The 12,997-nt window shown below is 48.1% G+C and carries 12 protein-coding genes; 5 read left to right on the top strand and 7 right to left on the bottom strand.

The window, feature by feature from the left end; genetic code table 11:
- Positions 1-42: 42 nt before the first annotated feature.
- From Q1B04_RS05545 to Q1B04_RS05520, 6 genes are all read right to left on the bottom strand, one after another.
- Positions 43-1,926: an AAA family ATPase gene (locus Q1B04_RS05545; RefSeq protein WP_299756586.1), complete on the bottom strand. Its 1,884-nt coding sequence runs from the start codon at positions 1,924-1,926 to the stop codon at positions 43-45.
- A 233-nt stretch (positions 1,927-2,159) separates the two neighbouring features.
- The gene (gene rny / locus Q1B04_RS05540) at positions 2,160-3,755 is read right to left on the bottom strand and encodes a ribonuclease Y (protein WP_299756584.1); all 1,596 of its coding nucleotides are present in this window, start codon (positions 3,753-3,755) and stop codon (positions 2,160-2,162) included.
- 116 nt (positions 3,756-3,871) lie between these two features.
- Complete coding sequence (locus tag Q1B04_RS05535; RefSeq protein WP_299756582.1) at positions 3,872-4,159, bottom strand: cell division protein ZapA; 288 nt, start codon at positions 4,157-4,159, stop codon at positions 3,872-3,874.
- Positions 4,160-4,217: 58 nt separating this feature from the next.
- The gene (locus Q1B04_RS05530) at positions 4,218-4,514 is read right to left on the bottom strand and encodes a hypothetical protein (RefSeq protein ID WP_299756580.1); all 297 of its coding nucleotides are present in this window, start codon (positions 4,512-4,514) and stop codon (positions 4,218-4,220) included.
- Between the two features lie 4 nt (positions 4,515-4,518).
- Entirely contained in the window at positions 4,519-6,936 is a 2,418-nt protein-coding gene (gene pheT, locus Q1B04_RS05525; RefSeq protein ID WP_299756578.1) for a phenylalanine--tRNA ligase subunit beta, read from the bottom strand.
- Between the two features lie 220 nt (positions 6,937-7,156).
- On the bottom strand, positions 7,157-7,774 hold the full coding sequence (locus Q1B04_RS05520; RefSeq protein WP_299756576.1) for a DUF1684 domain-containing protein: 618 nt from the start codon (positions 7,772-7,774) through the stop codon (positions 7,157-7,159).
- A 214-nt stretch (positions 7,775-7,988) separates the two neighbouring features.
- Here Q1B04_RS05520 and Q1B04_RS05515 point away from each other — a divergent pair, with 214 nt between their 5' ends.
- The 5 genes from Q1B04_RS05515 (at position 7,989) to Q1B04_RS05495 (ending at position 11,930) form a co-directional block, all read left to right on the top strand.
- The gene (locus Q1B04_RS05515) at positions 7,989-8,351 is read left to right on the top strand and encodes a hypothetical protein (RefSeq protein ID WP_299756574.1); all 363 of its coding nucleotides are present in this window, start codon (positions 7,989-7,991) and stop codon (positions 8,349-8,351) included.
- A 240-nt stretch (positions 8,352-8,591) separates the two neighbouring features.
- The gene (locus Q1B04_RS05510; RefSeq protein WP_299756572.1) at positions 8,592-10,436 is read left to right on the top strand and encodes a pyruvate kinase; all 1,845 of its coding nucleotides are present in this window, start codon (positions 8,592-8,594) and stop codon (positions 10,434-10,436) included.
- Positions 10,437-10,597: 161 nt separating this feature from the next.
- Entirely contained in the window at positions 10,598-11,212 is a 615-nt protein-coding gene (locus Q1B04_RS05505; protein WP_299756570.1) for a DJ-1/PfpI family protein, read from the top strand.
- Between the two features lie 94 nt (positions 11,213-11,306).
- Positions 11,307-11,540: a hypothetical protein gene (locus Q1B04_RS05500; protein ID WP_299756568.1), complete on the top strand. Its 234-nt coding sequence runs from the start codon at positions 11,307-11,309 to the stop codon at positions 11,538-11,540.
- A 189-nt stretch (positions 11,541-11,729) separates the two neighbouring features.
- Positions 11,730-11,930: a YwbE family protein gene (locus tag Q1B04_RS05495; RefSeq protein ID WP_299756951.1), complete on the top strand. Its 201-nt coding sequence runs from the start codon at positions 11,730-11,732 to the stop codon at positions 11,928-11,930.
- A gap of 236 nt (positions 11,931-12,166) precedes the next feature.
- Here Q1B04_RS05495 and radC read toward each other — a convergent pair whose 3' ends face one another.
- Complete coding sequence (gene radC, locus Q1B04_RS05490) at positions 12,167-12,895, bottom strand: DNA repair protein RadC (protein WP_299756552.1); 729 nt, start codon at positions 12,893-12,895, stop codon at positions 12,167-12,169.
- Positions 12,896-12,997 lie beyond the last annotated feature (102 nt).

Here is a 12,997-nt window from a genome sequence, read left to right as displayed (position 1 = left end):
ATTTGTGAGGCTATGACTTATACTAATTGTTATACATAATTTCTAAATATTCTCTTCGATAGGTTCTGTCACAGGAAGTAATTTGGCAATTTGTTCAAAAATATGACGAAATCTCTCCCAACTCTCTTCTTTGATTTTTATGTTACGATGATAAATGGCTTGAGAAAAGTTTTCTTTTGAAAGAGCTTTGTTTTCGTGTAGTTCATTATATACATCACAATCAATTATTGCTCTTTTGCCGGCTTTGTTCTGCGGACCATTTCCTAAGTTCAGATTTTGATGAGTAATGTGACGAAATGACTTAACGTTAAATTCATCTCCAATAAAAAGTCTTTGCCCCTTTATTTCAGACTTTATCTCACTATCATCAAATAAGAACTCTGTTGAAATGCCATTAGGTTGTATTTTGAAAGAGTGGACACCGTATTCTGGCTTCTTTTTAATTTTGATATCTGTATCAGAGTCGAAAATTCCAATCCGTACTTTTTTTCGCCTTTCCGTATCTCCTGCTCTTAAATCAATTTCGCTTCTAAGATAATTGTTTAGTTGAGCCTCACTAAATTCAGCAAAGTGGGTAGTACCACATACTTTTGAATCACAGTCCTTTTGTGAACCATGTTTACAAAAGAACTTTTCCTTGATACACGTAAATTCATCCTTAGAGTGAAAATACTGTAAAGCACCTAAGATGTATTTCCAATCTGTTTTTCCCTCTGTGATAATTAATATCCCATCATCAGAATCTAAATCAGTTTCAAGATATTTTATTCTTTGGGATTGATTTTCAATCTTATCATAAAATCTTTTATTCACTTTTTGAAGCTCCTTATACTCGTCCTGATTTACTTCAATTATTCTTGAGGTAAAATCGTTTTTCTTAAAAACTTCATAAAAAGTAGAATTATTTGGTGCTAAGGAGATTGTAGCTGAAGAATGTGTTGTTATTATTACTGTTATACCTTTGTCTACATAGTATTTTTTCAGGACAATAAAAAGACTTTCAGTAAGCGATGGATTCAGAACCGCATCTAACTCATCCAGTAAGAGTAGCGCCTTACTTTCCTTCTCTATTTTTCTTAATGAGGTAAAGCATAATGAAATAATTGTTTTCTCTCCATCAGAAAGATCTTTTAAAGTTCGGATTTCTGACTCAATTATATTACTGTCTTTATCAATTGAATATAGCCGAGGCGTTTCAGTAAGTTCTGCATGAATTATCTCATAATTCTCTTTAAATCGATATTCTAGCTTCAAGTCGGAAAACAGATTATTCAATTCATTCCATGGGGCAATACCTAATGAAGTTTCATCAAAGGGAGGTCCATATTTCCTTCCTGCTTCTTGTCGACCTTGTGCAATAGCCATTGCATGATTATAAAACAAAAAACCAATAATATCAGTAAATTGGTCTTCATTACGCCATATAAAATCGCTCTGCCTTAAAGTGCTTTTAAAGTCAGCTTCCGAGATATCCTTATAATGTACCCCAAACTTATCTTTGAGTATGTTGATAGCTTTAATACAAGAACTAGCAAATTGAGGTGATTTATTAGGGTCTAAATTTCCATTTACGAATTGAGCATATGCTTGATTTACAGATTGGCTTGACTGTGCCGATGTTGATAAAGAAATTTCAGGCAGGTTAATATTATCTTTAAAGCTTTTTGATTCAATTCTTTTTTGATCAATTTTTACTCCATTGATTTCAACTGTGCTATTGATTATAATATGACTTGTAGAACTTCTTTGGTGATGCCTTGGATCTTCTATGTCCCTCTGTTCTCTCCCCTTTATAATATTTATTAATTGGGATTTGCCAGACCCATTAATACCTGACAAAATGATAATTTGACCTTGTAAAGAGGCATTGAAACCATTATCAAAAGATTTATACTTTTGGTTTAATCTTATGTTAATCTCATTCATGATAAAATGTCTATGTACTAATACAAGGCATAAGTGATTATTACATTTAGCCAATCAACAATAGGTGGGTAAACATAGTTAGACTCACGAACATACTATATATAACTTACAATATAAATATTTTACTTCATCCAATCAAGCAAACTCTACCCCACCAAAAGTACAGACAAAACAAAACCGCCTGCCACAGATGCGGCAGGCGGTTTAACCTTATTTAATATCAAATGTAATGCTTACTTGGCGTAGCTCACGGCGCGCATCTCACGGATAACCGTAATCTTGATCTGGCCAGGATACTGCATCTCTTTCTCGATCTTCTGGGAGATGTCGTAAGAAAGCTGTGCTGCCTTTTCATCTGTCACGTTATCGGCATCTACCATTACGCGCAGCTCGCGGCCGGCCTGAATGGCGTAGCATTGGTTCACACCTTCAAATGAAACTGCAGTCTCCTCCAGCTCCTTCAAACGCTTGATGTACGATTCCATTATCTCGCGGCGGGCGCCTGGTCTTGAACCAGAAATGGCGTCGCAGGCCTGTACCAGCGGCGATACCATGGCAGTCATCTCTACCTCGTCGTGGTGGGCACCGATGGCGTTGCACACGTCCGGGTGCTCTTTATACTTCTTGGCCAGCTCCATACCAATAATGGCGTGCGGCAGCTCCGGCTCGTCTGGCGTAACCTTGCCAATATCATGCAACAGACCGGCGCGCTTGGCATGCTTCACGTTCAGGCCTAGCTCTGCGGCCATGGTGGCGCAAAGGTTGGCTACCTCGCGTGAGTGCTGCAACAGGTTCTGTCCGTACGACGAACGGAAACGCATGCGGCCTACCATTTTAATCAGCTCCGGGTGCAGCCCGTGTATGCCGAGGTCAATAGCGGTACGCTCGCCAATCTCTACAATCTCCTCCTCAATGTTCTTGCGTGTTTTGGTTACCACCTCCTCAATACGGGCAGGGTGAATACGGCCATCGGCCACCAGGCGGTGCAGCGATAGACGCGCAATCTCGCGGCGAACCGGGTCAAAACCAGAGATAATAATGGCCTCAGGCGTGTCGTCAACAATAATTTCTACGCCAGTAGCGGCTTCCAGCGCACGGATGTTACGACCCTCACGGCCGATAATTTTGCCTTTAATGTCGTCGCTTTCGATGTTGAACACCGAAACGCAGTTCTCAATGGCGTGCTCCGCAGCGGTACGCTGAATGGTTTCGATAACGATTTTCTTGGCTTCCTTGGTAGCGGTAAGCTTGGCCTGCGCCACAATGTCTTTAACATGCGACGAAGCATGAGACTGTGCCTCGCTCTTCAGGGCCTCTACCAGTTGCTCACGGGCTTCGGCGGCTGTCAGTCCGGCTATTCTCTCCAGCTGGCCCACAACCTCTCCGTGCTGCTGCTCTACCTCTTCCTTGCGCTTCTTCAGTTGCTCCTGCTGTACATGCAGGTGGTTTCTTTCCTTCTCCAGCTCCGCATGAAGCTGCTCTTTCTCTTTGTGCAGATCGGCCTCCAGGCGCTTGGCCTGCTCCATCTGCTTCTGCACCTGCTGCTCGCGCTGCTTTACCTTGTTCTCGTTCTGGATGATGATGTTTTTCTTTTTGTTCGTCTCCTCCTCGAACTCAGACTTCATCTTCAGGTGTTTCTCCTTCGCCTCCAGAATGCGGTCCTTTTTAATGGCTTCCGCATTAATCTCTGCTTCACGGATGATGCTTTTTGCTCTCTGGCGAGCTTCTTCCTCCTGCTGCTTAAATACTTTTTGCAGGAGCATGCGCCCAATCAGTACGCCCACAATGAGCGCAACTAAGGCGGTTAATAGAATATAAAGGATATCCATAACTATAGCGTTTAGGTTTGTTTAAACACGTATAGCAAGTACCTGCAAAGGCGGACATGGTGTGGCTCCTTAGCCCAAACGAAGTATAAACGGAAGCTGCAATGGCCTCCTCCGGTTTATTTATTTACTGATGATAAGAGATCATCCAGAAGGTCAAGCTGCTGGTCTATCTGGGATACTTGCGAGGACTGCTCATCCTCCTGCTTCATCTTCTCGGCCATGGTCTCAAACGCTACCATTGCCAGCAGATCCTGCTTATCCTGTATGCCAAACTGATCCTTAAAAAAGCGCAGGCGCTCGTTCAGAATCTTCCCGACAGCTCTTATTCTTTCTTCTTCTTCTTCCTTCACCCGCATCGGATACTCGCGTTCCGCAATGCGAATCTTGATCGATAATTCACTCATCCGTTGCGTGGGTTATGGGTTGGCTTACCAAACCTCTGAGCTTCTTAAAGGCTCATACTTAGTCTTGTAGGTAAGCAATACACTTATCAATTTCTCTAATATATTCGTTTAGCTTGAGCTTCAACTCTGTCGAATTTGAAGCGTTTCCTGCTATCGCGTCTACAATTTTAACAATATTCTCCTGATTTTGAAAATTTTTTATCTGCTCATCCCGTTCATCCAGCAGCCCCTCCAGTTGCTTTACCTGCTCCTGCGCACGCATGAGCCGTTGCTGCACCTCGGTGTGGCGCTGAATTAGTTTTCGCAGCTTATCTTCAATATGCCGGAGTTGTTGTACTTGTTTTTCCTTGGGCATGGTATTATTTGCGGATAAAGGCTCCCAATTGTTTCTCAAATTGCTGCATCAGGCGGTTCATCGTGCTCTCGATCACCTTATCGGTCAGGGTCTGTTGTTTGTCCTGCAGGGTAAAGCTCAGGGCATAGGCTTTTTTGCCGGCCTCAATCTTATCGCCTTCATATACGTCAAACACATTCACATCCTGCAGCAGCTTGCGTTCCACTCTAAAAGCTACCTTCTTCAACTCATCGAAGGTCACATGCTTGTCCAGCACCAGCGACAGGTCGCGGCGCACTTCCGGGAACTTCGGCAACTCGCCAGCCACCAGTTTATCTTTGTACTTCTTCAGGAGGTAATCCCAGTTCAGCTCGGCGTACCACACCTGCTCCTTCACCTCCATAAAGCGGGTAACGCCGGCATCCAGCACGCCAAGCTCTGCCACCACAGTGCCGTTTTTAACATAGGCAATGCCTTGGCGCATATATTGGTGCTCCTGCAGGCTCTGCACCTCAAAATCACCGGCGTTAAGCTTGCGCAGCACGTTTTGAACTACGGCTGCCAAATCGTGGAAAGCGGATTTTATACTTGGCTGCTGCCAGCTTTCGGCCGTTACGTTGCCTACCATGTACAGCGACAGCTTGCGGCTCTCTTTGTAGTCGCCGTCCTGCATCTCGTATACTTTGCCCAGTTCAAACAGCTTCAGGTCGCGCTGGCGGCGGTTGATGTTGCGGCGCAGCACCTCCAGGCCCGAGAACACCATGCTCTTGCGCAGCACGTCCAAGTCTTCGGAGTTATAGTTTACCACATTCACCAAAGTGGCTACTTCGGCCTCTCCGGCCGGTTTGTAGTAGTTGGAGTTGGTGATGGAGTTGGTAATGATCTCGTGGAAGCCGTTAGCCGCGATGTAGCTCATGATCGTCTCCGTCACGTCTTCGGCGTATGGGTTCGGGAACTTGGCTAAGTATGTAGTGGCCAGGTTCTCGCTCATTTCAATGTTATTGAAGCCGTAGATACGCAGAATCTCCTCCACCACATCAGCCTCGCGGGTAACATCCACCTTAAACGGCGGCACCGACAGCGTAAGGTCTGTTTCTGTTTCGTTGGTGATCTCGATTCCCAAATCGGTAAGTATGGTTTTGATGCGCTCGGCACCGATATGCTGCCCAATTAAAGTATGGGCGCGCTCGATGTTCAGCTTCACCTCGTTATTTTGGATGGGCAGCGGGTACACATCCACGATCTCAGAGCTTACCTCGCCGCCAGCTACCTCCTGCACCAGAAGGGCCGCACGTTTCAGGGCAGTGAGCACCATATTCGGGTCGGTGCCACGCTCAAAACGGAAAGAAGCATCGGTCTTCAAGCCGTGCGCTGTGCCTGTGCGGCGGATGGAGCCTGGTGAGAAGTAAGCACTCTCGATAAAGATGCTCGTGGTCTCGTCTGTCACGCCGGATTCTTCACCACCGAACACACCGCCAATCGCCATCGGCTCCTCCGCGTTGCAGATCATCAGGTCGGTTGGGTTCAGCTTACGCTCCACGCCATCCAGCGTCTTAAAAGTAGTGCCTGCCGTTGCGTTCTTCACCACAATTTTATCTCCGGTGATCTTGTCGGTATCGAAAGCGTGTAGTGGCTGACCCAGTTCGTGTAGCACATAATTAGTCACGTCTACCACGTTGTTGATCGGCGAGAGGCCGATGGCGCGCAGGCGTTTCTGCATCCACTCCGGCGAGAGGCCAACTTTTATACCGGACACCGTTACACCAGCATAACGTGGGCAGGCATCGGTGTTCTCTACCTCCACCGCAATTGGGCGGGAGGTGTTGTTTACGTTGAAATTCTCTACATTCGGCAGCTGCGCCTTTGTATCCAGCAGCGCCTGCAGGTCACGGGCCACGCCGTAATGCGAGGCGGCATCGGCACGGTTTGGCGTCAGGCCGATCTCAAATACTTTGTCGGAGCCTAGGCCAAAAAACTCGGCGGCGGGCGTTCCGTTCGGTAGCTCGGTATCCAGCACCATAATGCCGGCATGCGACTGGCCGATACCTATTTCGTCCTCGGCGCAGATCATGCCTTCAGACACTGCCCCACGGATTTTGGATTTCTTGATCTTGAAAGGTTCGCCCCCGGCTGGATAGAGGGTGCTGTTCACGGTAGCTACCACCACTTTCTGGCCGGCTGCTACGTTAGGCGCACCGCACACGATCTGGCTCGGATCACCGGTGCCAATGTCCACGGTGGTAATGCGCAGGCGGTCAGCATCCGGGTGCGATTCGCAGGTAAGTACCTCTCCAATCACAATGCCTTCCAGGCCACCCTGTACTACATCAAAAGTATCAATCGCTTCTACTTCTAATCCGGTGCCTGTCAGCAGCTCCCCTATTTCTTCAGCAGTTTTATCAGTATGTATGAGTTGTTTCAGCCAGTCGAATGAAATCAGCATGATTTTGTATGTTGATAGTTTCTTTAGTTTCCATTCCGGAAACCAATCTTTTCCAAAATTAAGGATAATATCTAAAACTAGACGCAAGTATGAGGGCGCAAGGCACAAGACTTTTCTTAAATATGTTGCAGATCAAATATTCAGGGTCTGGAGCTGTGGGCTTATCCCCAAACATACCCTAAGCCTTTTGTCCTGCTGCCTGCATCTCGGCTCTTAAAATCTACTCGGGTTTTTCATAAGTTTTTTCTCCTGCAGGTATGGCTATACTTAGCCTGTTCTCTTTAGGAGGCACGGGGCACACATAGTCTGGGTTGTAAGCGCAAAACGGGCTGTAGGCGCGGTTAAAATCCAGCACCACTCCGGTATCGCCTTGCTCAAATGGCACGTCTATGTAGCGGCCGCCGCCATAGGTCTCGAAGCCATTTGTTTTATCAGTGAAAGGCACAAAAAGCTGGTCTTTCTCGCTCAGTTTGCGGTAGAGCATTAATTGGTGCTGCTGCCCTTCCAGCTCAAAATTGGCCAGGCCGTAACGCAAGTATGGTTCATAGCTGCCATTGGTCAGGGGCATGAGCAGGGTGTCCTGTTTGGCCAGCTCCTGCACTTTGGCGCTTACCCGGTAGTCCAGGTTAGGCTGGTAGTACACCAGGTTTTTAAAAGCACGCCTGCCGGCATCATCAAAAGGACTGTTGGCGCGGCTCCTGAACGACAGGTCTTTCTCCTCCCGCTCCTGCAGCAGTGGCTTTAAATAGTTATCGTCGTTAAATAAGGCATCCTTTACAAAGTAGAATATTACCAGCGCCAGGCCGGCAAATATTACAAGTCTCAGCGGTCTCTGCATAAAACTCTGTGGCTTTAGTTTGTGCAAAGGTCAGAAATTTTGGGCAGGAAAGCAGCGGCCGCAAAGAAGTACTTAGCCGGAAGCCCTGCAATTAATGTTGCACTTTAGCGATGGAATGTATAAATAGTACAGCCAAATGCTGTTTCTGCCCCAGGTGGAAACTTATGCAGGATAAATCCATGTTCAGAGACTCATACTTCAATTTACTACTTATATGAAAATTGCGCCTTATACTTTTCTTATAGCTTCGGGACTGCTGCTTGCAAGCTGCTCCGGAGACGAGCCGGAAAGCTCTACGACTACCACTACACCTGCTGCCAGCACCAATCAGCTGCAGCCAAACCAGACACCGGCGCAAACAGTAGCCCTGAATCCTCCGCATGGCGAGCAGGGGCATAATTGTGCGATTCCGGTTGGCGCTCCGCTAGATGGCTCGCCACAGCCTAACCTGGTGAAACCGAACCTATCGCCTGTAGCACCGGCGCAAGTGCCCGTAGCGCCCGGCATGAATCCGCCGCACGGACAACCTGGCCATGATTGTGCCATTCCGGTAGGTGCTCCGCTACAAAAGAAGTAGAACTTTGCCTTACCGCAGCTCTGCACCATAAAGTGCCAAAGTATAGCGTGGCTTTGTAGCAGCGTTTGTTTAAAAACAGGCTGAAGTGCAACTTGTAAAAACTTCTTTCAGATTCTTCTGCCTCCCTGCACCACAGGCAGAAGAATCTGAAACAGTGCACTTTGCCGTAGAGCCATACTTCCTTTTATACTATCTCCTGCCCCGACTCACTCGTATGCTTCTATACACACATCAGGAGCTATGCCAGAGAATCAGTACCACTACCAGGATTTGATAAACCAGTTAGACCGGCTACATGAGGAAGCCACTGCACTGGAAGCAAAATTTGCCCCGGCTGTAAAGGCTGTACATTCCCGATTCAGGAAAAGCGCTAAAAACCTGCTGCACTACCTGGCGCTGCGCCAGCACGACATAAGGGAGCTACAGGAACAACTTGCCCAACTGGGGCTTTCATCGCTGGGCCGGGCTGAAGGGCATGTTTTGGCCAGCCTGCAGGCAGTGCGCCAGCAGCTGTGCCTTTTGGCAGAATGCGCCTCCACACCTAAGCAACTGGCTGTATCCTTTTTCGAGAACCGTGAGTTACTGACCAGCCACACCGAAGCCCTTTTAGGGCCGACACCTCAAAAGCGCACCACCCGCATTATGGTTACTTTACCCTCAGAGGCCGCCGACCAGTACGAACTGCTGCCGCGCCTGCTCAAGGCGGGCATGAACTGCGCCCGCATTAACTGCGCGCACGACAACAAAAAAGTATGGCTCAAAATGGTGGAGAACATACACAGAGCGGAGAAGGAAACCGGCATCTCCTGCAAAATATTAATGGACCTGATGGGGCCAAAATTACGCACTGGTCCGTTAAAAAATGGCCCGCAACTGCTGGTGATACACCCGGTACAGGACAACCTGGGCCAAATAACCGAAGCAGCCAAAGTATGGCTGGCACCGCAGCATGTCTCGCCGCCCAAAGACGCCGATGCCTGGCTACCGATAGAGGCTAACTGGCTGGCGCAGCTGCAGGAAGGAGACCAGGTATACTTTACCGACACGCGCCGCCGCAAACGCAGCTTTACAGTTATCCGCAGAGAGGAAAAAGGCATGTTAGCCCACCTGCTTAAAACATCCTACATCAACACCGGCACAGAGCTGGAACTGAAGGGTAAAAACTATAAGGACCGTACCACCAAAGTAGGCAACCTGAAGGCGCTGGAGCTTCCAATCATACTTAAAAAAGACAGCTTCCTGGTTTTAACCCGAGAACCTACTCCCGGTGAGCCTGCCACTTACGATGCACACGGGCATGTGGCGCAGCCAGCGCACGTCTCCTGTACGCTTTCAGAGGCTTTTACGCAAACCAAAGCCGGACAACCCATACTTTTTAATGACGGAAAAATTGAAGGCATTATTGAGGAGGTAACTCCTCAACGGCTCCTCGTAAAGATAACCTACGCCAGCAACACAGGCAGCAAGCTTAGGGCCGACCAAGGTATAAACTTGCCTGAAAGTAAAATACACATTAGCGGGTTAACGGAAAAAGACCGCCAGGACTTAAAATTTGTGGCCAAGCACGCCGATATCGTCAACCTGTCTTTCGTGAACCATGCCGATACTGTGGATGCGCTGCACCAGGAACTCCGAAAGCTGAAGGTTAAGAATTTGGGTGTGATGCTGAAGATTGAAACGAAAGAGGGCTTCCGGAACCTGCCGCACCTGCTCCTGACCGCCATGAAAAGCTATCCCGCCAGCATTATGATCGCGCGTGGCGACCTGGCTGTAGAGTGTGGCTGGCAGCGTCTGGCAGAGGTGCAGGAGGAGATTTTGTGGCTGTGCGAGGCTGCGCATATGCCGGTGGTGTGGGCTACGCAGGTGCTGGAAACGCTGGCTAAGAAAGGGCGTCCTTCGCGCGCTGAGATTACTGATGCTGCCATGGCGCAGCGTGCCGATTGCGTAATGCTTAACAAGGGGCCGCATGTAGTGCAGGCCATCGAAATGCTGCACGATATACTGGCGCGTATGCAGGAGCATCAACATAAGAAAACTTCTATGCTGCGCATCCTTCATATTTCTGATTTAGCAAATCTATCGTAGGGGTAATAGCATCTACATCAATATTTTAGAGATGGTTTTTTTCAACAAATTTTGGGCACAATCTGTACTTTGCAAATTATTTTTTATACCTTTCTCCGGACAAAATACTAATTCGCTGAGGCGGTAACCATTACCTTCATCACTTTATAACATATGATACTATGGAAAACGCAAAGAAAATCCTCCTCCTAACCGGCGACTTTGCCGAAGACTACGAAACAATGGTGCCTTTTCAGATGCTGTTGATGGTTGGCTATGAGGTGCACGCTGTGTGCCCTGGCAAAGCAAAAGGAGAAACCATCAAAACGGCCATCCACGACTTTGAGGGCGACCAAACCTATACAGAGAAACCGGGCCATAACTTTACGCTTAACTATACTTTCTCGGAGATAAACCCGGATGATTACGCTGGGTTGGTAATTGCCGGCGGCCGCGCCCCTGAATACCTGCGCCTGCACCAGGGCGTGATTGACCTGACCCGGCATTTTGCAGAAAACAACAAACCTTTGGCCGCTGTTTGCCACGGCGTTCAGATTCTGACGGCTGCCCGCGTGGTAAAAGGCCGACGCCTGACGGCTTACCCTGCCGTAGGCCCGGAAGTAGAGCTTGCCGGCGGCACCTTCGTTTCCGTGGACCCCACAGAAGCTGTAGTGGACGGTAATCTGGTTACCTCACCGGCTTGGCCTGGTCACCCTAAGTTTATCAAGGCTTTTTTAGATGTGCTAGGCGCTAAAATAGATTTAGGTGCACCAGCTGCTGTTGCCTCAGCGGTTTAAGGGCTGCCATAATAATACTTTAACGCTATACTTTTTGAAGCCTTGGCGCACGCAGAAAGTATAGCGCTCTTGTTATACTTATAAACTTTGCCAGATGAAAGACAGAACTATCGAAAAAATGCTTTATAAAATTGCCGCTCTGTTTGCGGTTGTTGGCATTATACTACGCATGTTACAACCATCTGATAACTACCTTGGGCTTTATCTTATACTGGTAGGCCATATAATGGGTGTAGTGGGTATTTTTGTATACATGAAGCACATTAACGACATAGAGCAGGAGCAGAAAGCAATGCAGCAACCTGTAAAGCAGCTTCAGAGAAAATAGCCATACTTGCTGCAGGCACCTACAGCCACAGCCTTGCTTCCGCAGAAAGTATAACTGACTTACTTCTGAGTTGCGCCCTGGTTATGCAGGCAAACCGACAACCGAGCTTCCGCATTGTTGGGCAGCAACATTAACATCACCGGTTTTACTGCGTATCTTGCAGGCAAAACTACACTTATACTTGCTACCATGGACGGCAGAAAACGCGCAAATATCAAACCTGGCACCCACGTAAATATTGTTCAGAAGCAGGACCAGCGTTCCGGCGACCTCACAGAAGGTTATGTGCAGGACATCCTCACCAACTCCCCTACTCACCCGCACGGCATCAAGGTAAGGCTGGAGACAGGCGAGGTTGGACGGGTGCAAGAGATTTTGCCGGAAGATTAGTATTACATATTACTGCTATACTTACTAGCTGCTGCTCATCCTCAGTTTTGAAACCTATCGTTTCACCTCTAGCTTTGGTGCCCTCAAGTCCGGGAGGGTTCGCCCTGGAGGTAGGGGGATGACCCTGAATAGCCCAATCCATGAAGTTTATACTTTTGAAGTTGCAGCTACAGACTCCCCTCCTTAGACAAGGAGGGGCAGGGGTGGTTGGATACTGCACTCTCTAACCTTCTAACTTACAAAATTCCTTCATCCGCAAAACTGTAGTAATCATTGTCGGTGAAGATGATGTGGTCGAGGATAGGGAGATCCAGGAACTGGCCGGCTTCCTTCATTTTTTTGGTGAGGGCAATGTCGGCGGCGCTGGGCTTGATGTTACCGCTGGGGTGGTTGTGCACCAGTATAATAGAGCTTGCCAGCTGCTCCAGCGCCTTTTTGAAAATCATTTTTGGGTCGGCTACGGTGCCGGCCACACCGCCCGAGCTGATGCTTTCCTTCCTCATCACCACGTTGGCGCGATTCAGAAGTATAATCCAGAACTCTTCGTGGGGCAGGTCGAGCAGCTGCGGCTTTATGTAATTGTAGATATCGGTGGAGCAGGTAATGCGCGTTTTGGCGGCCACAGTCGCTTCTTTTCGGCGGCGGCCCAACTCCAGCGCACTTACAATAGAAATGGCCTTGGCCTCGCCGATACCCGGGTGCTTGGTCAAATCCTTTACCGACAGCCGCGCCAGCTCATTCAGGTCGTTGCCCACAGCCGACAAGATAATCTTACCAACATCCACAGCCGTCAACTTGGTGGTGCCAGAGCCAATAAGTATGGCGATGAGCTCAGCATCGCTCAGGGCGGCCCTTCCTTTTAGCAAAAGCTTTTCACGCGGGCGGTCTTCCTCGGCCCAGGTTTTAATATTAAGATTAAGCGGCTGCAGGTATGGCAGTGTGGCAGGTAGTTCGTTCTCTTTCACTTACGGTACAGAATTTGATAATAAGCAGATGCAAGTGGAATCTCTTTCCGCCAGAAATAGTTCAGCCTGCAAATACCTTTTTTGTACTTTTATACTTTAGAA

The organism is uncultured Pontibacter sp., from assembly GCF_947495565.1.
In the GTDB taxonomy this organism is placed as follows: Bacteria; Bacteroidota; Bacteroidia; order Cytophagales; family Hymenobacteraceae; genus Pontibacter.
The sequence above is the reverse complement of the archived record's forward strand: the minus strand, read 5'-3'. Positions and strand labels throughout refer to the sequence as shown.

What these genes read in the sequence shown, in the direction of transcription:
- Q1B04_RS05545 (WP_299756586.1), bottom strand. Translation starts at nt 1,926, where the DNA reads ATGAATGAGATTAACATAAGATTAAACCAAAAGTATAAATCTTTTGAT.
- rny (WP_299756584.1), bottom strand. Translation starts at nt 3,755, where the DNA reads ATGGATATCCTTTATATTCTATTAACCGCCTTAGTTGCGCTCATTGTG.
- Q1B04_RS05535 (WP_299756582.1), bottom strand. Translation starts at nt 4,159, where the DNA reads ATGAGTGAATTATCGATCAAGATTCGCATTGCGGAACGCGAGTATCCG.
- Q1B04_RS05530 (WP_299756580.1), bottom strand. Translation starts at nt 4,514, where the DNA reads ATGCCCAAGGAAAAACAAGTACAACAACTCCGGCATATTGAAGATAAG.
- pheT (WP_299756578.1), bottom strand. Translation starts at nt 6,936, where the DNA reads ATGCTGATTTCATTCGACTGGCTGAAACAACTCATACATACTGATAAA.
- Q1B04_RS05520 (WP_299756576.1), bottom strand. Translation starts at nt 7,774, where the DNA reads ATGCAGAGACCGCTGAGACTTGTAATATTTGCCGGCCTGGCGCTGGTA.
- Q1B04_RS05515 (WP_299756574.1), top strand. Translation starts at nt 7,989, where the DNA reads ATGAAAATTGCGCCTTATACTTTTCTTATAGCTTCGGGACTGCTGCTT.
- Q1B04_RS05510 (WP_299756572.1), top strand. Translation starts at nt 8,592, where the DNA reads ATGCCAGAGAATCAGTACCACTACCAGGATTTGATAAACCAGTTAGAC.
- Q1B04_RS05505 (WP_299756570.1), top strand. Translation starts at nt 10,598, where the DNA reads ATGGAAAACGCAAAGAAAATCCTCCTCCTAACCGGCGACTTTGCCGAA.
- Q1B04_RS05500 (WP_299756568.1), top strand. Translation starts at nt 11,307, where the DNA reads ATGAAAGACAGAACTATCGAAAAAATGCTTTATAAAATTGCCGCTCTG.
- Q1B04_RS05495 (WP_299756951.1), top strand. Translation starts at nt 11,730, where the DNA reads ATGGACGGCAGAAAACGCGCAAATATCAAACCTGGCACCCACGTAAAT.